At 60.7% G+C, this 22154-nt stretch carries 14 protein-coding genes; 8 read left to right on the top strand and 6 right to left on the bottom strand.

Annotation, left to right across the window (positions count from 1 at the left end):
* The first annotated feature begins 33 nt into the window (after positions 1-33).
* The 6 genes from glgX to BLU76_RS20835 all read left to right on the top strand — a co-directional run bounded on the left by glgX (position 34) and on the right by BLU76_RS20835 (position 10055).
* Positions 34-2193 carry a glycogen debranching protein GlgX gene (gene glgX, locus BLU76_RS20860; protein ID WP_092143151.1) on the top strand — a complete coding sequence of 720 codons (2160 nt, stop codon included), beginning with the start codon at positions 34-36 and terminating at the stop codon, positions 2191-2193.
* 250 nt (positions 2194-2443) lie between these two features.
* Positions 2444-3208, top strand: coding sequence for a PIG-L deacetylase family protein (locus BLU76_RS20855; RefSeq protein WP_092224185.1), 765 nt, complete (start codon positions 2444-2446; stop codon positions 3206-3208).
* Positions 3209-3412: 204 nt separating this feature from the next.
* On the top strand, positions 3413-4177 hold the full coding sequence (locus BLU76_RS20850; RefSeq protein ID WP_219737683.1) for an endonuclease/exonuclease/phosphatase family protein: 765 nt from the start codon (positions 3413-3415) through the stop codon (positions 4175-4177).
* A 387-nt stretch (positions 4178-4564) separates the two neighbouring features.
* Positions 4565-7024: an autotransporter family protein gene (locus BLU76_RS20845; RefSeq protein WP_092224183.1), complete on the top strand. Its 2460-nt coding sequence runs from the start codon at positions 4565-4567 to the stop codon at positions 7022-7024.
* A gap of 294 nt (positions 7025-7318) precedes the next feature.
* Positions 7319-8233, top strand: a complete 915-nt coding sequence (locus BLU76_RS20840; protein ID WP_092224181.1) for an autotransporter domain-containing protein — start codon at positions 7319-7321, stop codon at positions 8231-8233.
* 196 nt (positions 8234-8429) lie between these two features.
* On the top strand, positions 8430-10055 hold the full coding sequence (locus BLU76_RS20835) for an NADP-dependent glyceraldehyde-3-phosphate dehydrogenase (RefSeq protein ID WP_092143139.1): 1626 nt from the start codon (positions 8430-8432) through the stop codon (positions 10053-10055).
* Between the two features lie 19 nt (positions 10056-10074).
* On the opposite strand, the gene BLU76_RS20830 is transcribed toward BLU76_RS20835, so the two are convergent.
* Positions 10075-10968 (bottom strand): DMT family transporter, encoded by an 894-nt coding sequence (locus tag BLU76_RS20830; RefSeq protein ID WP_063321161.1) that lies wholly within the window; start codon positions 10966-10968, stop codon positions 10075-10077.
* 133 nt (positions 10969-11101) lie between these two features.
* Between BLU76_RS20830 and BLU76_RS20825 the strand changes: the two genes are divergently transcribed.
* Complete coding sequence (locus BLU76_RS20825) at positions 11102-11539, top strand: Lrp/AsnC family transcriptional regulator (protein WP_092224179.1); 438 nt, start codon at positions 11102-11104, stop codon at positions 11537-11539.
* 160 nt (positions 11540-11699) lie between these two features.
* On the opposite strand, the gene BLU76_RS20820 is transcribed toward BLU76_RS20825, so the two are convergent.
* On the bottom strand, positions 11700-13049 hold the full coding sequence (locus BLU76_RS20820) for a hypothetical protein (protein WP_092224177.1): 1350 nt from the start codon (positions 13047-13049) through the stop codon (positions 11700-11702).
* Between the two features lie 311 nt (positions 13050-13360).
* Complete coding sequence (locus tag BLU76_RS20815; protein ID WP_092224175.1) at positions 13361-15847, bottom strand: UvrD-helicase domain-containing protein; 2487 nt, start codon at positions 15845-15847, stop codon at positions 13361-13363.
* 235 nt (positions 15848-16082) lie between these two features.
* Between BLU76_RS20815 and BLU76_RS20810 the strand changes: the two genes are divergently transcribed.
* Positions 16083-16778 carry a pirin family protein gene (locus BLU76_RS20810; RefSeq protein ID WP_092224173.1) on the top strand — a complete coding sequence of 232 codons (696 nt, stop codon included), beginning with the start codon at positions 16083-16085 and terminating at the stop codon, positions 16776-16778.
* A 175-nt stretch (positions 16779-16953) separates the two neighbouring features.
* Here BLU76_RS20810 and pgm read toward each other — a convergent pair whose 3' ends face one another.
* The 3 genes from pgm to BLU76_RS20795 all read right to left on the bottom strand — a co-directional run bounded on the left by pgm (position 16954) and on the right by BLU76_RS20795 (position 21676).
* The gene (pgm, locus tag BLU76_RS20805; RefSeq protein ID WP_092224171.1) at positions 16954-18600 is read right to left on the bottom strand and encodes a phosphoglucomutase (alpha-D-glucose-1,6-bisphosphate-dependent); all 1647 of its coding nucleotides are present in this window, start codon (positions 18598-18600) and stop codon (positions 16954-16956) included.
* 91 nt (positions 18601-18691) lie between these two features.
* A complete protein-coding gene (locus BLU76_RS20800) occupies positions 18692-20089 on the bottom strand; it encodes an aminotransferase-like domain-containing protein (protein ID WP_092224169.1) in 1398 nt (465 codons plus the stop codon).
* Positions 20090-20185: 96 nt separating this feature from the next.
* A complete protein-coding gene (locus BLU76_RS20795) occupies positions 20186-21676 on the bottom strand; it encodes a hypothetical protein (RefSeq protein ID WP_092143124.1) in 1491 nt (496 codons plus the stop codon).
* Positions 21677-22154 lie beyond the last annotated feature (478 nt).

Genomic DNA, 22154 nt, shown 5'->3' with positions numbered 1-22154 from the left:
CGCTGAATCTGTCTGTCTTTTGCAGGAGCAACTATGACCCGTCCAAAAAAAAACACGCCGCCGCCCGTGATCGAGGCTTCGCGGATTCGTGAAGGGCTGCCTTTTCCACTGGGTGCAACCTGGGATGGCCTCGGGGTCAATTTCGCGCTGTTTTCAGCCAACGCCACCAAGGTCGAACTGTGCATTTTCGACGATGCCGGCGAAGTCGAACTCGAACGCATCGAACTGCCGGAGTACACCGACGAGATTTACCACGGCTATTTGCCGGATGCCCACCCGGGCTTGATCTATGGCTACCGGGTCTACGGCCCATACGACCCGGCGAACGGCCACCGCTTCAACCCCAACAAGCTGCTGATCGACCCGTATGCCAAGCAACTGGTCGGCCAGTTGAAGTGGTCCGAAGCCCTCTTCGGCTACACCATCGGCCATCCCGATGGCGACCTCAGTTTCGATGAGCGCGACAGCGCCCCGTTCGTCCCCAAGTGCAAAGTCATCGACCCTGCGCACACCTGGGGCCACGACCATCGCGTCAGCGTCCCCTGGGACAAGACCATCCTGTATGAGACCCACGTGCGCGGCCTCACCATGCGTCACCCTTCGGTGCCTGAGAACCTGCGTGGTACGTTCGCCGGGCTGATGGTCGATGATGTGCTGGAGCATATCCGCAAGCTGGGTGTCTCTTCGGTGGAACTGCTGCCCATCCATGCCTTCGTCAATGACCAGCACCTGCTGCACAAAGGCATGACCAACTACTGGGGTTACAACAGCATCGCCTTCTTTGCCCCGGACCCACGTTACCTGGCCAGCGGCAAGATCGCCGAGTTCAAGGAGATGGTCGCCCACCTGCACGAGGCCAACCTGGAAGTCATCCTCGACGTGGTCTACAACCACACCGCCGAAGGCAACGAACAGGGGCCCACCCTGTCCATGCGCGGCATCGATAACGCCTCCTACTACCGGCTGATGCCCGACGACAAACGCTACTACATCAACGATTCCGGCACCGGTAATACCCTGGACCTGAGCCATCCTTGCGTTCTGCAGATGGTCACCGACTCCCTGCGCTATTGGGCCACGGAGATGCACGTCGATGGCTTCCGCTTCGACCTGGCGACCATTCTGGGCCGCTACCATGACGGCTTCGATGAGCGCCACAGCTTCCTTGTGGCCTGCCGCCAGGACCCGGTGCTGCGCCAGGTGAAAATGATCGCCGAGCCTTGGGACTGCGGCCCCGGGGGCTACCAGGTGGGACGCTTCCCGCCGGGCTGGGTCGAATGGAACGACAAGTTCCGCGACACGGTGCGGGCCTTCTGGAAGGGCGACGACGGCCAGCTTGCCGATTTCGCCAGCCGAATGACGGCCTCGGGCGAGATGTTCAACCAGCGTGGTCGGCGTCCGTACGCCTCGGTGAACTTCGTCACCGCCCATGACGGTTTCACCTTGCATGACCTGGTGTCGTACAACGACAAGCACAACGAGGCCAACGACGAGAACAACCAGGATGGCAGCAATAACAACCTGTCCTGGAACCATGGCGTCGAAGGGCCGACGGACGATCCAGAGATCAACGCGCTGCGTCATCGGCAGATGCGCAACTTCTTCGCCACCCTGCTGCTGGCCCAAGGTACGCCGATGATCGTCGCCGGCGACGAATTCGCCCGTACCCAGCACGGCAATAACAACGCCTATTGCCAGGACAGCGAGATCGGTTGGATCAATTGGGACCTGAGCGAGGATGGCGCGACGCTGCTCAAGTTCGTCAAGCGCCTGATCAAGTTGCGCCTGACCTATCCGATCCTGCGACGCGGGCGGTTCCTGGTGGGTAACTACAACGAGGACATCGGCGTCAAGGACGTGACCTGGCTGGCCCCGGACGGCAGCGAAATGACCATTGAGCAATGGCAGGACAGCCATGGTCGCTGCCTCGGCATGCTGATGGACGGCCGCGCCCAGGAGACCGGCATTCGACGCAAGGCCGGCGATGCAACGCTGCTACTGGTGGTCAACGCCCACCATGACATCGTCAACTTCCGCTTGCCGGAAGTCCCCGAGGGCAGTTTCTGGACCTGCATGGTCGACACCAACCAGCCGACCGTTCGAGGACAAGAGCGCTTCGATTTCGATTCCGAATATTCCGTCACCGGGCGCTCGCTTCTGCTGTTTGAGCTGCAACGCGAAGAAGAGGAATGAAGTACCGGTTGTAAACCGCCAGAGAGACCGCAAGGACGCGGTTTTTCGCTGCACACAGCCCAGTTTTAAGAAAAAAGTGCAGTTCAGACACACATCTCGCAAGACGAATCGGCCGACATGGTCAATACTTCACATGCGGTAGTCTCCAGGATTCGGAGCGCTGTGAATCGCAGCCATACCCACGCGGGCGTCATCGGACAGTAGGCCCGGTAGATGGCTGAAAGATTGAATACACACAAGGATGTCTCTCATGAAACCCGCCTCTCGCTTGCCCGGCCGGCAGCATCCGCAAATCTGGAACAGCGCTGCGCAACTGGCCGATATCCCGATTATCAGTACCCAGACGCTCATTCCCGCCGGCGCCCGCGCGGTCGTCCTCTCCCCGCATCCGGGTGATGAGATCGGTGCCTGTGGCGGATTGCTGCAGTTGCTGAACAATCTTGATCAGCCCATGTTGCTGATCTCGGTCTCCGATGGAGCCCTGATCCATCCCGGTTCACCGTTGTGGACCGATGAGCGCCTGCGTACACACCGCCCTCACCCGCAGGAAAGCGTGGACGCCCTGCATCGCCTGGGCATAGCAGCCCATGGCCTGCAATGGGTACGCGGCGGTTTCCCGGAAAAATCCTTGGCCGAACACGAGGCCGAGCTCACCGACTTCATTGCACGTCACCTGCGCCCCGGTGACGTGGTGTTCAGCACCTGGCGCCAGGATGGCGACAGTGACCACGAGACCGTCGGGCGCGCCGGGGCCCTGGCCGCCGACAGGATCGGGGTGGCGTTCAACGAACTGCCGGTATGGGCCTGGCACTGGCCGGTCCGTGAGCAAAATAAGATCCCCTGGCACCGGGCCCGTAAACTGCGCCTGGATGTCTGGACTACCGCCCGCAAGCGTCACGCCATGTACGCTTACGTCAGCCAACTCAACGGCGAACCGGCGAGCGGCATCGCCCCGCTGGTGCCCCGGGTTATCCTGGATCGGATGGGTATGCCGTATGAGATTGTCTTCATCTGAACACGTGCCTGTAGGAACTGGGCTTGTTCGTGATGGTGGTGGTTCGGATACACCGCTTTCGCGAGCTTGCTCGCGATAGCGCTCGGCACGGCAAGGACACGAAAAATCCGGAACTGCCGACGCCTTGGGTCAGTCGCATGAACAGGTACGTCTGATTCAGGAGGGAACGTGACTCAAGATCCCGATTGGCGGGCCGTCGAACCAATGCCATCGGAGCTGCCTGCGGCGGTTCATCGGCTGCGAATCCTGACGGTCAATACCCACAAGGGTTTCACCGCCCTCAACCGTCGCTTCATCCTGCCCGAATTGCGCGAAGCGGTGCGCAGTACCGGCGCCGACCTGGTGTTCCTGCAAGAGGTGCTAGGCGAACATGACCGACACGCGTCACGCTACGACAACTGGCCCCAGACATCCCAGTACGAATTCCTCGCCGACAGCATGTGGAGCGACTTCGCCTACGGCCGCAATGCCGTCTACCCCGATGGCCACCATGGCAACGCCCTGCTCTCCAAATACCCGATCCGCCAGTTTCGCAATCTCGATGTGTCCATCACCGGCCCGGAGCGGCGCGGGTTGTTGCACTGTGTGCTGGATGTGCCCGGGCACGCCGCTGTCCATGGGATCTGCGTGCACTTGAGTCTTCTGGAAAGCCATCGCCAATTGCAGCTCAAACTGCTCTGCCAACTGCTCGATTCGCTGCCCGAGGACGCCCCGGTGATCATTGCCGGCGACTTCAATGACTGGCAGCTGCGTGGCAACCTCGCCCTCGCCCGCCGTGGCTATCTGCATGAAGCCTTCGAGCACCACCATGGTCGCCCCGCCAGGACCTATCCAGCCCGCTTCCCGCTGTTGCGCCTGGACCGTATTTATCTGCGCAACGCCAGCAGCCATGCCCCGCAAATCCTGGGCAACAAACCGTGGACGCACCTGAGCGATCACCTGCCGCTTTCGGTGGAAGTGCATTTGTAGAGCGTAATGCTGTTCACTTAAGAAAATGATGGACCTGTGGCGAGGGAGCTTGCTCCCGCTCGGCTGCGAAGCAGTCGTAAACCGGCGGGTGCGGTGTGTCTGATGCTGCGCATTTGGCAGGTTCAGGGGCCGCTTCGCAGCCCAGCGGGAGCAAGCTCCCTCGCCAAGGGTTTGTCGATGGCCTTAAGTGAACGGCATTAATTTGTAGAGCGGGCCTTTTCTGCTCTTTCTGCCCGCGGACCTGTAAGTTATGACAGTAGCGACGCTGGTTTTTCATTGCTAGGGTGCCATCCCATACAGCGAGCGTTGCCAGGCCCTGTGTGCCATCTGTTGTGCAACCGATGCTGAAACCGGCATTTACGAGATGCCGATGCAGAGGGATAGCACATGATTCGGCACGATAGAGGATTCAATCGGCTGTTCAACGCTGTGTGGATATCAGCCCCCTTCCTGTTACCCGTCCCGGCCACCATGGCCGCTTGCACGCTGACGCCAACCGCAGGCGATGACGCTTATGTCTGCGACAGCGGCACCAGCCCCGGGCTGACGGACCTTTCGGGTAACAACAGCCTGACCATGCCCGCCAACGGCAGTGGTGTCATTAGCGGCGACGTCACATTCGGTGCCGGCGTCGACCGCATCGTGATCAATGCCAACGGCTTGATTGACGGTGATGTCCAGCAAGGCTCCGGCGTGGACGACTTCATCATGAATGGCGGCAGGATCCTGTCCCTGGCACAAGGTGACGGTCTCGATACGTTCTTGATGACCGGCGGCACCATCGTCGACGCGTTCGAAGACGGCGACGTTGCGCAGATGACCGGCGGCACGATCGGCCGGGTCGACATGAAGCTCGATGACAACGTTTTCGATATGTCAGGCGGGCAGATCATTGGCAACCTGGTGACCGGTTTCGGCCAGGACACCATCATCCTCTCCGCCGGACGCATCGGCGGCAATGTCAGCGTCAGCGGCGGCAACGACAGCATTACCGTCAGCGGCGGCGAAATCCTCGGCGAGGTCCGGGCCAGTGCCGGCGACGACCAGTTGCAGTGGAGCGGTGGCCTCATTCACTCGGCTATTTTGATGGGTGACGGCAGCGACACGGCGCTGTTGAGCAACCTCGATGAGACCGGGCTGAGCATCACCCCCAGCGTGAATGGCGGATTGGGCCAAGACGTCCTGACCTTTGAAGGCAGCACCTCCAGCACCGGCGCCCGTTACCTCAATTGGGAAACGGTCAGCCTCACCCAAGGCTCGCAACTGGACCTTGATGACACACTGACGTTGGGTGACAGCGCCACCGGCACAGGGACGCTCAACATCGAGAGCGGCAGCACGCTGACGGCGACCCAAGGCGTTGTCGCCCCTTTTACTGCCGGTCAACTGGCGACGCTCAACAATGCCGGCACGATAGACCTTACCCAGGGCAACACCCGCACCATCGATACCCTCACCGTCCAGGGTAACTACGTCGGCGACAACGGCCAGTTGCACGTGCAAACGGCAATCGGCGCCGATGGCTCCGCCAGCGACAAGCTGGTGGTCAACGGCGGGACGCTCACCGGCAATACCGCCATCACAGTCACGAACCTGGGCGGCACGGGCGCACTGACGACTCAGGATGGCATTGAAGTGGTCCAGGCCCAGGGAGGCGCGGTCAGTAGCATCGATGCCTTTTCTCTGGCGCAATCCGTCTCGGCCGGCGCGTTCGATTACCGCCTGTTCAAAGGCGGCGTGACGGGTAATCAAAACAACTGGTACCTGCGCTCCACCGTGGTCGCCGGACCGGTAGCGGCGCCCATCCCGACGGCGCCCCCCGCGCCGGGCGCGCCCCCCGTCCCGACGCTACCGCCCTTGCCAACCGCAGTGCCCGGCGCGGCCCCCATCCCGTTGTATCGCCCGGAAGTGCCGACCTGGTCGGTGCTGCCTCCGGCGGCGGCGCAATTGACGTTGATGGCCCTCGGTACGTTCCATGACCGCCAGGGTGACCAGCGCCTGCTCACGGAAACCGGCGCGTTCGGCGCGGGTTGGGGTCGGGTCTATGGCGTAGACCTGGATAAAACCTGGGCCGGTACGGTGACGCCGCAGTTCGATGGGTCGATCAAAGGGTTCCAGGTGGGCAACGACCTATACAGTTCGCTTCTGTCCGGCGGCCAGACCCAGCGCATTGGCTTCTTCGTCGGGCACACGGAATTGAACGGCAATGTCAAAGGCTTCAACCTGGGTTTCGAAGGCCGACACGCCGGCAAGATAGAACTCGACGGCGACAGCTACGGGCTCTACTGGACGCTCACCGACCCCAACGGCGGCTACGTCGACACCGTGGTGATGGGCACGCGATTGAACGGCGACAACCGTTCCGAGCGCGGTCTGAAAATCGACAATCGCGGGCACGCCTTGACCGCTTCGGCGGAGACCGGCTACCCCTTCAAGGTGACCGCTGACTGGGACTTTGAACCCCAGGCCCAGATCATCTACCAAAAGGTCTCCCTGGATACGCAAAACGATGGGGTCTCCAAGGTCGAATTCGATTCCGACGGTGCCTGGACCGGCCGCCTCGGTGCGCGCCTCAAGGGCCGCTACCAGGTCAGCGGCATGCCCATGGAACCGTACCTGCGCGCCAACCTCTGGCATACGTTTTCCGGCACCGACTCAGTGATATTCGACGACACCGAACGGGTCGAGACCCAACAGCGCGCCTCCACCGGCGACCTCGGGATTGGCGTCACCGTGAGCCTGGCGCCCAGCGTCGCCATGTACGCCGGCGCGAACTACAGCCAAAACCTCGACAGCAACCAGCAACACAGTGTCATGGGCAACGTCGGTTTACGAATCAGCTGGTAGACAGGGTCTACGACAGAGGTTTGACGCCCGAATACCCACCACAATAACCAATTGAAATCAGCGCTTTATTAGCACTGATTTCATCTTGCCATTCATCGTTCATTTTCTTGACGCGCCGCCATCGGTCTTCTTGACTACACCGTACTACCCCCGGAAATACAGTCAGGGGCAGGCCTCTGGAACCCGCCAACACGGGCCGCCAGAGGCTTGCCTCAATCCATTCGGTCGCCCCTCATTCGGGGTAGGAGAGACGCCAAAAAGCGAGAAACGCATGCGATTGCAAGGCAGGCCCCCATGAAAACTTCCCTCCGTCCACAAGCGCTCACCACCACTTTCCATACCGTCTCGACATCGTTGCTGCTGCTTTCATCCATGGAGGTCCAGGCGTGGCCTGCCGAGGAGACCGTGCAGCCCTGGTACGACCGAACATCATCCATCCACCTCGATACCGCACTGGTTGGAAGTGAGCCTGCTTCCGGCAAAAGCCCCGCCCTGTTCACAGTGCGAAACGGCGACGGTCATACCCAGCGCATGGGACTGATCAGTGGGCAACAGCAGATCACTTCAACCGGCGGCGGCCTGTTGGTGATGCCCGCGCTGGCTGACCCGGACAAAGAGGCCGTCAACCTGAAAGGTTCGAGCCTCGGCGCCTACTGGAGCCTGACCGGCCCCGCGGGCTGGCACGTCGACCTGAGCGCCAGCGGCGGCCGGATCAATGGCTACAGCCGCACCGAACAAGGCCAGCGCCAGGCCACCGAAGGCCATGCGGTGACGCTGTCGGTCGAAGGTGGCTTCCCTATTGGCATCAGCACCCACTGGGTGGTCGAACCCCAGGCGCAACTGATCAACCAGCGCATCACCCTCGATACGCCGAATGCCGAGAGCGGCACCGGCGATGAACTGAGCAGTTGGAGCGGCCGCGTTGGCGCACGCCTCAAGGGTAACTACCAGGTCAACGGCCTCGGTGTGGAGCCTTACCTGCGAACCAACCTGTGGCACACCGTCCAGGACGCCAGCACGGTGACCCTGGACAAGGTCGACAAGATCAGCAGCAGCCGAAAATCCTCCACCGTCGAAGTCGGCCTGGGCCTGGTCGCCCGGGTCACACCGGCGGTCAGCCTGTATGTCAGCGCCGATTACAGCAGTGACGTCGACGACAACGACCTCAATGGCATCATTACCAGCATGGGCGTGCGGATGCGCTGGTGAGTCGTTGATAACGCCCACCGCTTTCCAAGGCTGGGCCTGTGGGAGCTGTCGAGCGAAGCGAGGCGGCTCCTGCATAAGTCCGGCACAAGCAAACTGCCGCCACTTAAAAAACACCTCCATTAAGGCGTATAACGCTAAAAGCGATTTATACCTGCAAGCCGTCTGCCCTGGCTCATTTCATTGATGGAGTAACGACATGACCACCGTCCCCTTCCTCGCCAACCTTTTTCCCAGCGCCACCGACATCCCGCCGGCCTACCGCCTCGAAGGCCGGATCGAACAGCGTGAATACCTGGTCGACGGCGTCCTGGAAACCTGGCAAGGGCCACTGGCCGTCGTCCGCAGCCCCGTTTACCTGACGGGTGAGCTGGGCGATGAACAAGTGATTCTCGGCAGCACGCCGCTGCTGGATGCCGAGACCGCCCTCACCGCCCTGGACGCTGCCGTGCGGGCTTACGATCGCGGCCAGGGCCAGTGGCCGACGATGCGCGTTGCCGAGCGCATCCGCCATGTGGAAACCTTCCTGGCACGCATGCGCGAGCAACGCGAGGCCGTGGTCAAGTTGCTGATGTGGGAAATCGGCAAGAACCTCAAGGACTCCCAGAAGGAGTTCGACCGCACCTGCGACTACATCGTCGATACCATCAACGCCCTCAAGGAGTTGGACCGGCGCTCCAGCCGCTTCGAGCTGGAACAGGACACCCTCGGGCAGATCCGACGCGTGCCCCTGGGCGTGGCCTTGTGCATGGGCCCCTACAACTACCCGCTGAACGAAACCTTCACCACGCTGATCCCGGCCTTGATCATGGGCAACACCGTGGTGTTCAAGCCGGCCAAGCTCGGCGTCCTGCTGGTGCGGCCGTTGCTGGAAGCTTTCCGCGACAGCTTCCCGGCGGGCGTGATCAACGTGATCTACGGCAGCGGCCGCGAAACGGTCAGCGCGCTGATGGCCAGCGGCAAGATCGACATCTTCGCCTTTATCGGCACCAACAAAGCGGCCAGTGACCTGAAGAAGCTCCATCCACGGCCACACCGCTTGCGCGCCGCCCTGGGGCTGGATGCGAAGAACCCTGGCCTGGTGCTGCCGGACGTCGACCTGGACAACGCGGTCAACGAGGCGCTGACCGGCTCGCTGTCATTCAACGGCCAGCGCTGCACAGCGCTGAAAATTCTGTTTGTCCATGAGGATGTGGCGCCGGCGTTCATCGAGAAGTTCAACGCCAGGCTCGCCACCCTGAAACCTGGCATGCCCTGGGAGGACGGCGTGGCGCTGACGCCGCTGCCCGAAGCGAGCAAAGTCGATTACTTGCACTCGCTGGTCGCCGATGCACTCGCCAAAGGTGCAGAAGTGAAGAATGCCCATGGCGGCGAATCGCGAAGCTCGTTTTTCTACCCCGCGGTGCTGTACCCAGTGAACACAGCGATGCGGGTCTACCATGAGGAACAGTTCGGTCCGGTCGTGCCCATCGTACCGTACCGCGACCTCAATACCGTCATCGATTACGTACTGGAGTCCGACTTCGGCCAGCAGCTCAGCATTTTCGGCACCAACCCGGCACAAGTCGGCAAGCTGGTGGACACCTTCGCCAACCAGGTCGGACGCATCAACATCAACGCCCAGTGCCAACGTGGCCCGGACACGTTCCCGTTCAATGGCCGGAAGAATTCGGCCGAGGGTACCTTGTCGGTCCACGATGCACTGCGCACCTTTTCCATCCGCACGCTGGTGGCAACCAAGTTCCAGGAGAACAACAAGGCGTTGATCAGCGACATCATCCGTGAGCGCGATTCCAACTTCCTGACCACTGACTACATCTTCTGATCCACGCCCGAACGGTGGGCTACGACAGGACTGGGCGCCGCGACTTGATGCCCCAGCCCTGTTGCATGCCGGCAGCCGCCAGCAGGATCGCCGCCACGCCCAACCATTGCAGCGGCTCCAGGCGATGGCCAAAGGCGAACCAGTCGACGAAGATCGCTGCGATCGGGTAGATGAACGACAGCGCACCGGTCAACGCGGTCGGCAAGCGTTGTATGGCGCTGTACAGCAACACATACATCACGCCGGTGTGCACCATGCCCAGGGTCAGCAGGCTGGCCCAGGCTTCGGTTTGCTGCGGCAACGCCGAGAAGTTCGCCCAGGGCGCCAACAGCAACACGCCGGTGCTAACCTGGATCAGCGCGATCAGATGCGGCGGCGTGCCGGTCAGGCGCTTGATGATCAACGCCGCGATGGCGTACAGCAACGCAGCCCCCAGCGCCAAGGCAATGCCCAGCAGATAATCATCGCCACCCTGCCCTTGCTCGCCATGGGCACTGACGATGGCCAGCATTCCGAGAAACGACACCGCCAGCCAGAACAGTTTCTGCGCGGTGATTTTTTCCCCCAGAAACAGCGCCGCCAACCCCACCAACATGAACGGCTGGACGTTGTACACCGCCGTGCCGATGGCAATCGAGGCGCGGGAATAGGAGGCAAACAACAATACCCAGTTGCCGACGATCGCCACACCGCTGAGTACCGCCAGCAGGAAAGTGGTACGGGTGAGGATGCCGGGGCGCAAAAAGCCGAAACCGGCGCAGATCAGCAGCAAGGTCACGGCGCCGAACACGCAGCGCCAGAACACCACATCCAGCACCGGCAGGCCGGAAACCAGCACGAACCAACCAATGGTTCCGGAGATCAGCATGGCGGCAGTCATTTCCAGCGAACCGCGGCGTAAGGTCTTGTCCATCTTCAGGCTCCTTCAGCAAGTGGGCACAGTATGCCGAGCCGTCGGGAGGCTTCTCCATGGTTTGAACAAGGCTAAACTGCGATTCGACCTTTTTTATCAAGGCAACTTCACACATTCGCCTAATGGAGTTGAAATGACTGACAATATTGACCAGATTCTCATCAGTGCCCTGATGGAAGATTCCCGACGCTCCCTCAAGGCCTTGGCAAACCTCAGTGGCCTGTCATCCCCCAGTGTCGCCGAGCGCCTTCGCCGGCTCGAAGAACGTGGCGTGCTCAGGGGCTACACCGTCGAAGTGGACCCCAAGTGCTTCGGCTATCAACTCCAGGCCATCGTGCGTATCCGCCCGCTGCCGGGGCAGTTGCAGGAAGTGGAGCGGCAGATCCAGGCCATCGCTGAATTCACCGAATGCGACAAGGTGACCGGCGACGACTGCTTCATCGCCCGCCTGCACGTGCGCTCGATGGAACAGCTGGATACATTGCTGGACAAACTCAATGCCCACGCCGAGACCAATACGGCCATCGTCAAGAAGACGCCCGTCAAGCGGCGGTTGCCGCCGATGGCTTAGGTGCCGCCTGGTTTGAGCGAACGCATGGCCCGATGGGAGCGGGCTTGCTCGCGATGACGGCGGGTCAGTCACACCGAAGCTGGATGTGCCGGCCTTTTCGCGAGCAAGCTCGCCCCCACAGGAAGTCCGGCCTCGGCGCTTGTCCGAGGCCGGGGGCACGCTACTTGAGCTCTTCCAGTTCAGGGCTGCGCTGTACTTTAAACACCTCTTGTTCAGGCGCATTGCTCGCCTTCATCAGGTTAAGGGGCTGGACTTTGGCGCAAGCATTCTTGCCGTCGGCATAGATTCCGCTGTGGTTGCATTTCCATTCATAGAAGTTCGCCAGGGCGCCGGACAATTGCAGGCTGTAGTCCGTGCTGCGGGTGCCCGGCGAAAACGGCTGTCCAGCCGGGATGTTCTGGAACCATTTCATCCATTCCTCGCCTCCCACCGGTGGCGGGTTGGCTTGGAAGGTCGGATTCATTGGCGCCAATTGCTGGTACTCGGCGGTCATATGGCAACTCAGGCAAGAGGCCTGAGGATTGTCCACGGGGCCGTTGAGGCGGCCGTTCCAGCCCAGGTGGGTCGGTGGCAGCTCCTTGGTGTTGGCATTGATCGCGGTCTGCTTCAGCGCCGGGTTGATCTTGGTTTCAGTCGGCGTCGGGTTGGTGAACGCGTTGCCGTTCTCCTTCGGATCGTTCCCCCACATGATTCCCACCGGCACCAGGTTGTCCCAGCCCGATTTACCGGTCATCGCACCGTTGTACTGAAAGGTGCCGAACAACCAGCCGGTATCTTTGACGCGCGTGTCCCGGACGGCGATGTCCATCTGAATCAACGCGACTTTGGTGATGGCGCGTTTGGTTGAGTAGAAGTCCTTGGTGGTGTAGGCACTCCAAAGTACCGGATTGACCAGCGAGGGCACCGCACTGATATCGATGTCTGCGAACAACGCCTTGCACACCACTGTGCCATTGGGAAATCCCTTTGGTTGCGAGGTGTAGCTCGGGTCAGGGTTCTGCGGATCCTTCCAAACCTGGCCGATGGTGTACGCCCCTATATCGTTATAGATGCCGACCGCATAGGTCTGGCCATTCACGGTTTGGGTACTCGCCAACTGTTTGGGCTGGATAGGCGCCTCTTTGGTCAGCCCGTGAATAGCTTCACGACCGTTGGGGCCATAGTGTTGCCAAGGCATGTGATACCACTGACGAACCTTGTTTTTCTGCACGTTCCAGCCGACTTCCGTATTGCCCTCCAGGCAGTAGTTCTTTACCTCGTTCATATAGGTGCGCCAGCTTTCAAAATCATTGCTGAAATTGGCGGGCAGGTGCTTGAAAAACGACGGCATCGAAGTCGGGCCCGGCGCCACGGTGGGGTAGTCCTGACTGAGCCGGAAAAATGCGGAGGGATACGAACTTTTGGGTGGCGCGAAGCCGTAATCAGGGAACGTCCCGGCCTGGGCGCCAGCCATGGACAACGTGCCGGTCAGGGCCAGTAGTGCAACGATCTTTCCTTGGAAATGCTTCATCGATATCTCCTTATCGGGAGACGCCTGCCGTCCCATCGAAGGGTTGAGCGATGCGCAGGGCCTCCTTCTGTTATCAGGCGTTGGCACGATGCCAGACCTGCTCACGGTCCACGCTCAGCGATGTGACGCACCTCCTTGGCGCCCGCCAAGCGGACACAGTCAGGCCTGGCTCTGGCAGCCGGGTGGGAACGATATCGAGGGAGCGTGGCGAAGATTTAACGCGGTGATCGATCGATCAACCGCATGCCGACCTTGGCAATGCAATCCCTTGCCATAGGTGTAGATCATTTATCCAAAGGTGCCATCATGCTTCAGGCTTTTTGCCGGCCATTTGCCACGCTCCGGCGATGGTCAGCAAAAAAGGGCTTGTCCCCGGCAATACGATCCGAAGCCTTGGGCCCATTGGCCGCCTGGCCGTCCTGGCCATCGACGTACCAGTAACAGTGCTGCACCGCACGCGTGATGCCCACATACGCCAGGCGCAGGATTTCGTCCTTTTGCGCCGAGTCGTAAGGTTCGGCATCACCGTCCTTGCCTAGCCCGGCCATTCGGTAGACCTGGTTCTTGTAGGGTGAACTGCTCAGATGCTGGCAGTCGCCCAGCAGGAACACCGCATCGGCCTGGAGCCCCTTGGCGCTGTGGTAAGTCATCTGCCTGAGCCGTCTCGCTTCCCACGGCAAGCTAGAATCCACATTAACTGTTGGCTGAATATACCTTTCTATCAATAGCTTATCGCTGCTTTTTCGATACAACATCAAGATCGAATCGCCCTTGCGGTAGTGCTCATCCAGTCGCCGCGCCAGCCCTTCATCGTCTCGATCCAACACATTGACCGGGCTTAGCGAGCGAGACACGCCACTGGCCTTGGCCTTCTTGCCTGGGATAGCCGCAGCGGCGCGAACAATATGCTCGGCCGCATCGATGATGTGTTGGTGGCTGCGATAGTTGTCAGTGAGCATGACCCGGGTCGTCGTCGGCGACGGGAATTGCTGGTTGAATGCCATGAAATAACTCGGTGAACTGCCGCGCCAGCCATAGATCGACTGCCAATCGTCCCCGACACACAACAAGGAAGAGCGCTGGGCACCGCGTCCCACGTGCATCGCGGAGCCACGGCTGCGTATTTCCCGAAGACTGGCTCGCAGCCAGGAGACGATCTGCGGCGACACGTCTTGGAATTCGTCGATCATCAGGTGCGAAAGCGGCCGGAGCAACGCATCCCCCAGCAACTTGAAGTTTTCCGGCGAGTGTTCGCTGAACAGCGCAAACATGCGGTTGTAGGTCATGACCGGCGGCGATTGGTCGAGCAGATGGTCTTCGAATGCCCGCCAGTAGCGACTCAGCGCCTCGAAGAAATACCGATCGGGGTCATCCTGGGCAAAGGACATCCGACCCACGGCATCCGGGACGTCCAGGCCTAGGTTCTCGATAAAGCCTGCCGCCGCGACAAAGCAGTCCAGCAACGGTGCCGAACCCAGCTCGCCCTTGACCTTGTAATCGAACCCTGGCCCGGCACTGGCATCGCCGGCCATTGATGCTAATACACGTTTTGACGCCTCATAACTTTCAAGCCATATCAGTGGCTTACGACAGAAAGCTTGAAACAGGGTGCGCTTGACCGCCCATTCCGCGCGGATGCTCAACTTGGCGCCCGGACGACTGAGCCGGGCGTCTTCCCGTGGATCGAACCCCAGTATTACCCAGGCATCCAGGGAAGGCGCGTAACCATGGCAGTGGAACGTCGACCCATTGATCTCGAACGTTTGTCGTTTCGGCTCGATACCCTTGATCGGCCATGCACCGGCGCGCAACCACAGGTCTTCGACGGCATCGCACAACTCTTCGTCGCGCTGGGCTGCCAGCGCGGTCACGGCGACCCGCTTTTGTACATCCGGGTGATCGCGCTCCAGCTCCTTGAGCTGCAGCGCGTGGCGGGACAACGGCAGGATCAGCTCACGGAAACGCGGGTCACGCTGGTAAAGGTTGTAATAACAGGCGTTGAGTTGCTGGCGCTGGGCGTCATTGATGCGCAAATCAAAAGGATTGCCCTGGGCATCATCGTCACCCGCTTCGGCGCGATGGCTCAGGGTCTCGAACGCCTGGAGCCGTTCGAACCCGGGCAGGCTGCGGACCATGGGCAAGATTCGCGAATGGAATGTCCGCACCAAGTCCCGAGCTTCCTTGAGGCTGACGGTACGTCCCCACAGGGCAAACACTTCGATCAGTTTCTGGATGAAATCCTTACGCGATTCCCGGGTAAACGTCACCACGGTCATCGAGTCCAATTCGAAGCCCAGGTAATGGGACAACAGCACAATGCGCAGCACCAGGGTGGTGGACTTGCCCGCCCCGGCCCCGGCGATCACCGAGGTCGAGGGCGTGTCGCTGAAAATCATCTTCCATTGCGCGGCACTCGGTTGTGCATGGACCGGCAACAATCGGGCGACATCTGCCTTGATGCGTTTCTTCAACTCAGCGGTCAGCGGCAGGCGCCAGTCATCGAACAGCAGATCATCGACCTGCGGTGCCGGATGCTCCGTGCTGCGCGAATCACGGATCAACAGGACCTGACGGCCTTCCTCAAGCCCTTCGGCCCGGCCTTCCTTGTATCCATAGTCAAAACCGGCGGTATGACCGCTGCGGAAACCGTCGGCCTGGCCATGCAACCAGGAGGCACGATGTTGGGCTCGCAGGCGTGTCAGGCCATGGCCGAAGAACCGGGCGGCCAGGCGCTTGAACAGCGGCATCTGGGCCAGGGATAAAAGCTCGGGGGGAAGATCGGGAGTGTGTTGCGCCACGCTGGGACTCCGGTGTTCATGAACCATGACGGCTATGGTGTCTGTATTTGCCGCCAGGTTCCACCCAAAAGCTTTTAAGTCATGGGTTTAGGCGATGAAGTGAAAGTTGGCTCACGAATTCATATCTGGTTAGTCGATAGGTTTGACGCGTTTTTTACGCTTTTTGTCGATGGTTTCCTTCGCGAGAATAGCGCCATCAACCATCGCTTTCGCTCCCAGCGAAAAGGATACGAACATGCTCGAACTCAGACCCTTCGCCACCTTGGGCGCCGCCAACCACGGCTGGCTGGATGCCCACCACCATTTTTCGTTCGCCGAGTATTACGACCCACAGCGCATGAGCTGGGGCAACCTGCGGGTCTGGAACGATGATGTCATCGCCCCCGGCAGCGGTTTTCCCCAACACCCGCACCGGGACATGGAAATCATCACCTATGTGCGCGAAGGCGCGATCAGCCATCAAGACAATCTGGGTAACAAAGGCCGTACAGAGGCCGGTGATGTACAGGTCATGAGCGCCGGCACCGGCATTGCCCATAGCGAATACAACCTGGAGTCGACGGCCACCCGCATCTTCCAGATATGGATCATCCCCAACGAAGAAGGCCTGGCACCGTCATGGGGGGCCAAGCCGTTTCCCAAGGACTCGCGCGAAGGCTTCGTGACGTTGGCCAGTGGCAAGGCCGGCGATGACCAGAGCCTGCGCATTCGCGCTGACGCACGACTGGTAGCGGCCAATCTCAAGGCGGGTGAAAGTGCGGAGTATCGGCTGGACGCCGCACGTCGGGCCTATCTTGTGCCGGCCACAGGGTTGATAGAAATCAACGGCTTGCGTGCACAAGCTCGAGACGGTGTTGCGATTGAAGATGAACGGATATTGCGGGTGACCGCGATCGAAGACAGCGAAATCGTGCTCGTTGACCTCGCCTAAGCCCTGCATCGCAGCACTCCTGCTCTTGTGGCGAGGGAGCTTGCTCCCGCTGGGTCGCGCAGCGGCCCTAGAACCCGGCGACGCGGTGGATCAGGTCGATTGAGTGAGCTTGAGGGGGGCTGCTGCGCAGCCCAGCGGGAGCAAGCTCCCTCGCCACAAGCTCACATCACATGTATCACTTGCTGGTGATAGCCCCATCCACCAACGTTTGCGCCTCAGCCACCAATTGCTTGAGGTGCGCATCGCCAAGGAAGCTTTCGGCGTAGATCTTGTAGATATCCTCGGTCCCGGACGGGCGTGCCGCAAACCAGCCGTTTTCGGTCATGACCTTCAGACCGCCAATGGCCTGGTCATTGCCCGGCGCATGACTGAGGATATTCTGGATCTTCTCCCCGGCCAGTTCGGTGGAGGCCACCTGATCGGGCGACAGCTTGCTCAACAGCGCCTTCTGTTGGGGGCTGGCCTTGGCATCGACGCGTACCGAGAATGGTTCGCCCAGCTCGTCAGTCAACGCGCGGTAGGCCTGGCTCGGGTCGCGAGCGGTGCGCGCGGTCATTTCAGCTGCCAACAGCGCCGGGATCAGGCCGTCCTTGTCGGTACTCCAGACGCCTCCGTCCTTGCGCAGGAACGAAGCACCGGCACTTTCTTCACCCCCAAAGCCCAGGGAACCATCGAACAAGCCATCGGCAAACCACTTGAAGCCAACCGGCACTTCATAGAGACGGCGCCCCAGGCGCTTGGCCACGCGATCGATCAGGCCGCTGCTCACCACCGTCTTGCCCACGGCGGCATCGGCGCGCCATTGCGGGCGATTCTGGAACAGGTAGTCGATGGAGACCGCCAGGTAGTTGTTCGGCGCCAACAGGCCACCGGATGGGGTCACGATGCCATGGCGGTCATGGTCCGGGTCGCAGGCGAAGGCCACGTCGAAACGTTCCTTCAGGCCAATCAACCCTTGCATCGCATGGCTGGAGGACGGGTCCATGCGGATCTGCCCGTCCCAGTCGACGGTCATGAAACGGAAGGTGGAATCCACGTGGGTGTTCACCACGTCCAGGTCCAGGCGGTAATGCTCGGCAATGGCCGGCCAGTAGCGCACGCCCGCGCCGCCCAACGGATCGACGCCCAGACGCAACCCGGCAGTACGGATGGCATCGAAATCGATGACGTTGATCAGGTCTGCCACGTAGGTGTTTACATAGTCGTGACGGTGGGTGGTATCGGCTTTCAGGGCCTGCTCGTAGCTGACGCGCTTGACGCCGGCGAGCTGGTTGGCCAGCAATTCGTTGGCCTTGGCTTCGATCCATTTGGTGATGTGGGTATCGGCCGGGCCACCGTTGGTAGGGTTGTACTTGTAACCGCCACTTTGCGGTGGGTTGTGGGACGGCGTGATGACGATACCGTCCGCCAGGCCCGAGGTGCGGCCACGGTTGTAGCAGAGAATGGCGTGGGAAACCGCCGGTGTCGGGGTGTATTCATCGCCTTCGGCGATCATTACGGTGACGCCATTGGCCGCGAATACTTCCAGCGCGCTGGCACCCGCCGGGGTCGATAGCGCGTGGGTGTCGATACCGACGAACAGCGGCCCGTTGATGCCCTGGGCTTCGCGGTACAGACAGATCGCCTGGCTGATGGCCAACACGTGCCACTCGTTGAAGCCCAGGTCGAAGGAGCTGCCACGGTGCCCGGAAGTGCCAAAAGCCACGCGCTGGGTCGCAACCGAGGCATCGGGTCGGCCGGTGTAGTAGGCCGTCACCAGTCGCGGGATATCGATCAACAACTCTGCCGGTGCCGGCTTGCCCGCAAATGGACTGACTGTCATGCAAAACCTCTGAGTGGAGTGGCTCGGTAAATGGGGTGCAGTTTACTGACAGTTCGACCATGGCGCGATGGGTTCGATCCATTGCTGCCGACTACGCCTGTTCGAGCCTCAAGGCATCGGCCAGCGCGCAGAGGGCAGCGTCCATGTCCTGTGGCCCGTTCAGGGCATGGGTGAGGCGCATATGTTGCGCATACAGGCCCTGGAGGCTGAACAACTCCCCTGGCGCGATGACGATTCGCTGGGCAAGCAGCCGATGGAAGACTCGCCGCAAGTCGACCCGTCGCGTCGATTGCATCCAGATCGTCGCACCACCTTGAGGTTCTGCCCATTGCAGGCTATCCCCTAGCCGCTCGCGCAGCAATTGCGTCGTCGAAACCGCGCTTTCGCGCAGCAGGCGCCGCAACACCAGCAAATGCTGGTCAATCCGACCGTTGCTGTACAGCCGGGCGATGGCTTTCTGGCGAATCGGCGACAAGCAAAACGCGCGCAGCAGGAAATGTCGCTGCAGGTGCAAGGTCAACTGGCGCGACAACACATAGCCATACGGCGCCTCTGGCCCGATGGTTTTCTCGAACGTCGAATAGACGATCAACCGGTCCGGGTCGAGCAAGTCTCGAAAAGGCGTCCCCCTCGCCTCGAACGCCAGGTCCGTATGGCTGTCGTTCTCCAGCACCCAAGTTCCGTGCCGCTCCAGCAGATGCGCGATGGCACGACGGTTCTCTTCAGGAACGAGCGTCCCCCTCGGCATGTTCAAGACCGACGACAGCACCACCAGGCGTACAGTTTCGTTCACCAGCAGTTGTTCCAGTTGCTCGACATTGAGCTCGCCACTGGTCAGCAGTGGCAGCTCGATGACGTTGACCTCCGCCGACTGCAGCAGGCGCAACACTGCCCAATCGCAGGGCGATTCGATCAGCACGGCGGACCCGCGCAGTGCCAGCACCGCGATCAGGATCTCCAGCACGCCACGCAGGTCGGCGCCAATGTAGACGTCATCGGCATTCCAGCAACGGGCCGGCGAAGACGTGTAGCGGGCAGCCAGCGCGGTGCGCAGCTCCAGCTCGCCCCAGGGTTGCGAGGGTGTCTGCGAGGAGCGTGGGTACTGGCGCAGCAGTTCGCGTTCGAGCAGCAACAGCGGGCTGTCCAATGGCTGCATCGACGCTGGTTCGTCCGCACTGAGCACCCGCATGCCTGGTCGTCGGGCATTGACGTACAGGGTCTCGAGCAAATCGTCACCGCCGTCCAGGGTGGCCATGCTGGGCACTGGCAGCGCGTAGTAGCCGGACTTGGCGATCGAATAGACCCGCCCTTCCTTTTCCAGCAGCGAATACGCGTACTGAATGGTCGATATCGATACGTTCAGACGCTCGGCCAGTTGCCGCAGCGACGGCAGGCGAACCCGCGCATCAACCTCCAGTTCGTTGATCAGCGTGGTCAGGTAGCGATAAACCGCCTGGTAGGCGAAGCCTGTCTCCCGGCAACCTTTCATCGGCTCAGGCCAGGACAGCGGGTCGCCGCCGACCCAGTCGCAACACCGGGTACAAGGACTGGGGACGAGGTAGATGATTGCGTCAAACCTCGTTCCTCAATGCCTTGCCGAGCGTTCATGCAGCCCATCGGCAGGCGACCCGGCTTCTGCAGTGTCGATGCCGTCAATGGTCTGCTGCAGATCGGCGCCCGGGGCAATGTCCGGTTGTTCCGGCAGTGAGACGCTCGCCCGGTACAGCTTGCCAAGGATGTCGATGGGCAGGCCGCTGACCTCGACCATCCACTGCGCAACCTGATCGACGACGGTCGCGCCCTGCATGGCCTTGTGCAGGTCCGGCATCGCCACCAGCATGCCGGGATGGCAGCAACGCAGGAAATGCTCCAGGCCCGCACCCTGCCCCACGAAGGGCGCGAACAGCATGCACACCAGTTGCGTTTCGCTGAGCCCCAGGATCTTTTGCGCTTCAAGGGCGGCGTAGGCACGACGCTCGGGAATCGACGACGGTGAGCCGAACAGTGCCCGGGCCTGTTCGCAGGCGTGTTCCGGCAGTTGCTTGCGATGCATGATCATGATCGCTCGCTGCGCGTAGTCTCCATAGCCGGTTTCATAGCTGCGTCCATGCAGGTAGCAGGCCTGCAGACCGTGCAGATGGGCCGACAGCAGCGGGCTGATGTATTCGTTTTCAGGCGCCGATGGCACAAGCCCCTCGGTCTGCACCCGCAGGAACTCGTTGAAGAGCGGCCAGTTGGTTCCCTCCGAACGAACGACGATCAGGTCGTCGATGCCGACGTGCCCCACTCGCCGGCAAGCCTCGAAGTGACCCTCGGGCCTCCAGGCATCGAGGCGATCCGGCCCATAGAAATGCCGGTAGATATCACCACCCAGGGTGTCGAGGTGGGCAAAGAGGTTGTCGAAACCGCAGGCGTGCTCGGTCTGCAGGCCGATCTTGCGAGTCGCGCGGCGAAGGCCCGATATGAATTGTTTTTGCTGGCGCGGTGTATCGCTGCTGACCAACGAATCCACGCCCGATTCCCAGCGAGCCATATGCCGATAGAATTCGGCCATCGCCAGGTAGCCGTCGTCCCCAATCTCCAAGGGGCTGTCGACCGCACGAAGGTGTCCCAGGACCAGCAGGTCCATGCGATTGGCTTCGTGCCCCGCCACCGACAAGGGCTGCCGGTGATTGAACGGCAACACTTCGCGGTTATCCGCCATCAGCAATTCGACCCGGGGATCATCGTAGACAAACAGCGCGCTGTAGCAGCGGTGGATGTTTTCCAGCGTCGCCTGGGTGGTTTCGCTCAAGCGTGGCGTGGCGACACGCAAGGTGAAGGTCACCGGATGTCGCCCCGCGATACTCAGCTGTGCGGCCCGCAAGGCGGTCAGCACATAAAAGCTTTCCCGGCTCCCGTTCAGGACCGTCAACACGCGATAATCGCCAATCCGCTCGATGCCTCCGGCGGCGACAATTAAACGCTGGATCAAAAGCTGCAACGCGGTACGTTCTGCCCGGGAATAAAAACCTGACAGTCGTTGCAGTATCTGTTGATACACGTGAGTCATTGCCTGCTCATGAATTGCACTCATAGCCATTTACCTGGAAATTCAACTATCGGCGTCGCACCCGCACCAACGTGACTGCACGACGTGTTGGTCTAGATGATTGTTCTAGCACTCAAAGAGTATTAGCAATACGCTCGAGCATTGCTTGTTGTAATTATTTGATACATATACTGAGAGTCGGCTCACGCCCCAGCAACCCTCCGCCGAAAGCCTTGAAATCAGGGGGCCTAACCGACCAAACGGCACGTCCTAGGAGAATTCCGACAACGTCCCACAGACAATGAGTACGAGAAATAAAGAACTTGCCGAACTTTAATTGACTCTCTACCCCGCCCTGTTTTCCCCAGGGTCGATAGATAGCCCCGCACCCATTAACGTTTATTGCCCCTTGAATGCATCTTGAAGGATGAAGACCTTCGAAAAAGTTATACAGCACCACGACTTCTTCCTTGATATGGAAATCAGCGTTCAATTATCAAGACTTAAACAATGATTAGAAGAT

It is taken from the genome of Pseudomonas sp. NFACC08-1 (genome assembly GCF_900106735.1).
GTDB classification, from domain to species: Bacteria; Pseudomonadota; Gammaproteobacteria; order Pseudomonadales; family Pseudomonadaceae; genus Aquipseudomonas; species Aquipseudomonas fluorescens_Q.
The sequence above is the reverse complement of the archived record's forward strand: the minus strand, read 5'-3'. Positions and strand labels throughout refer to the sequence as shown.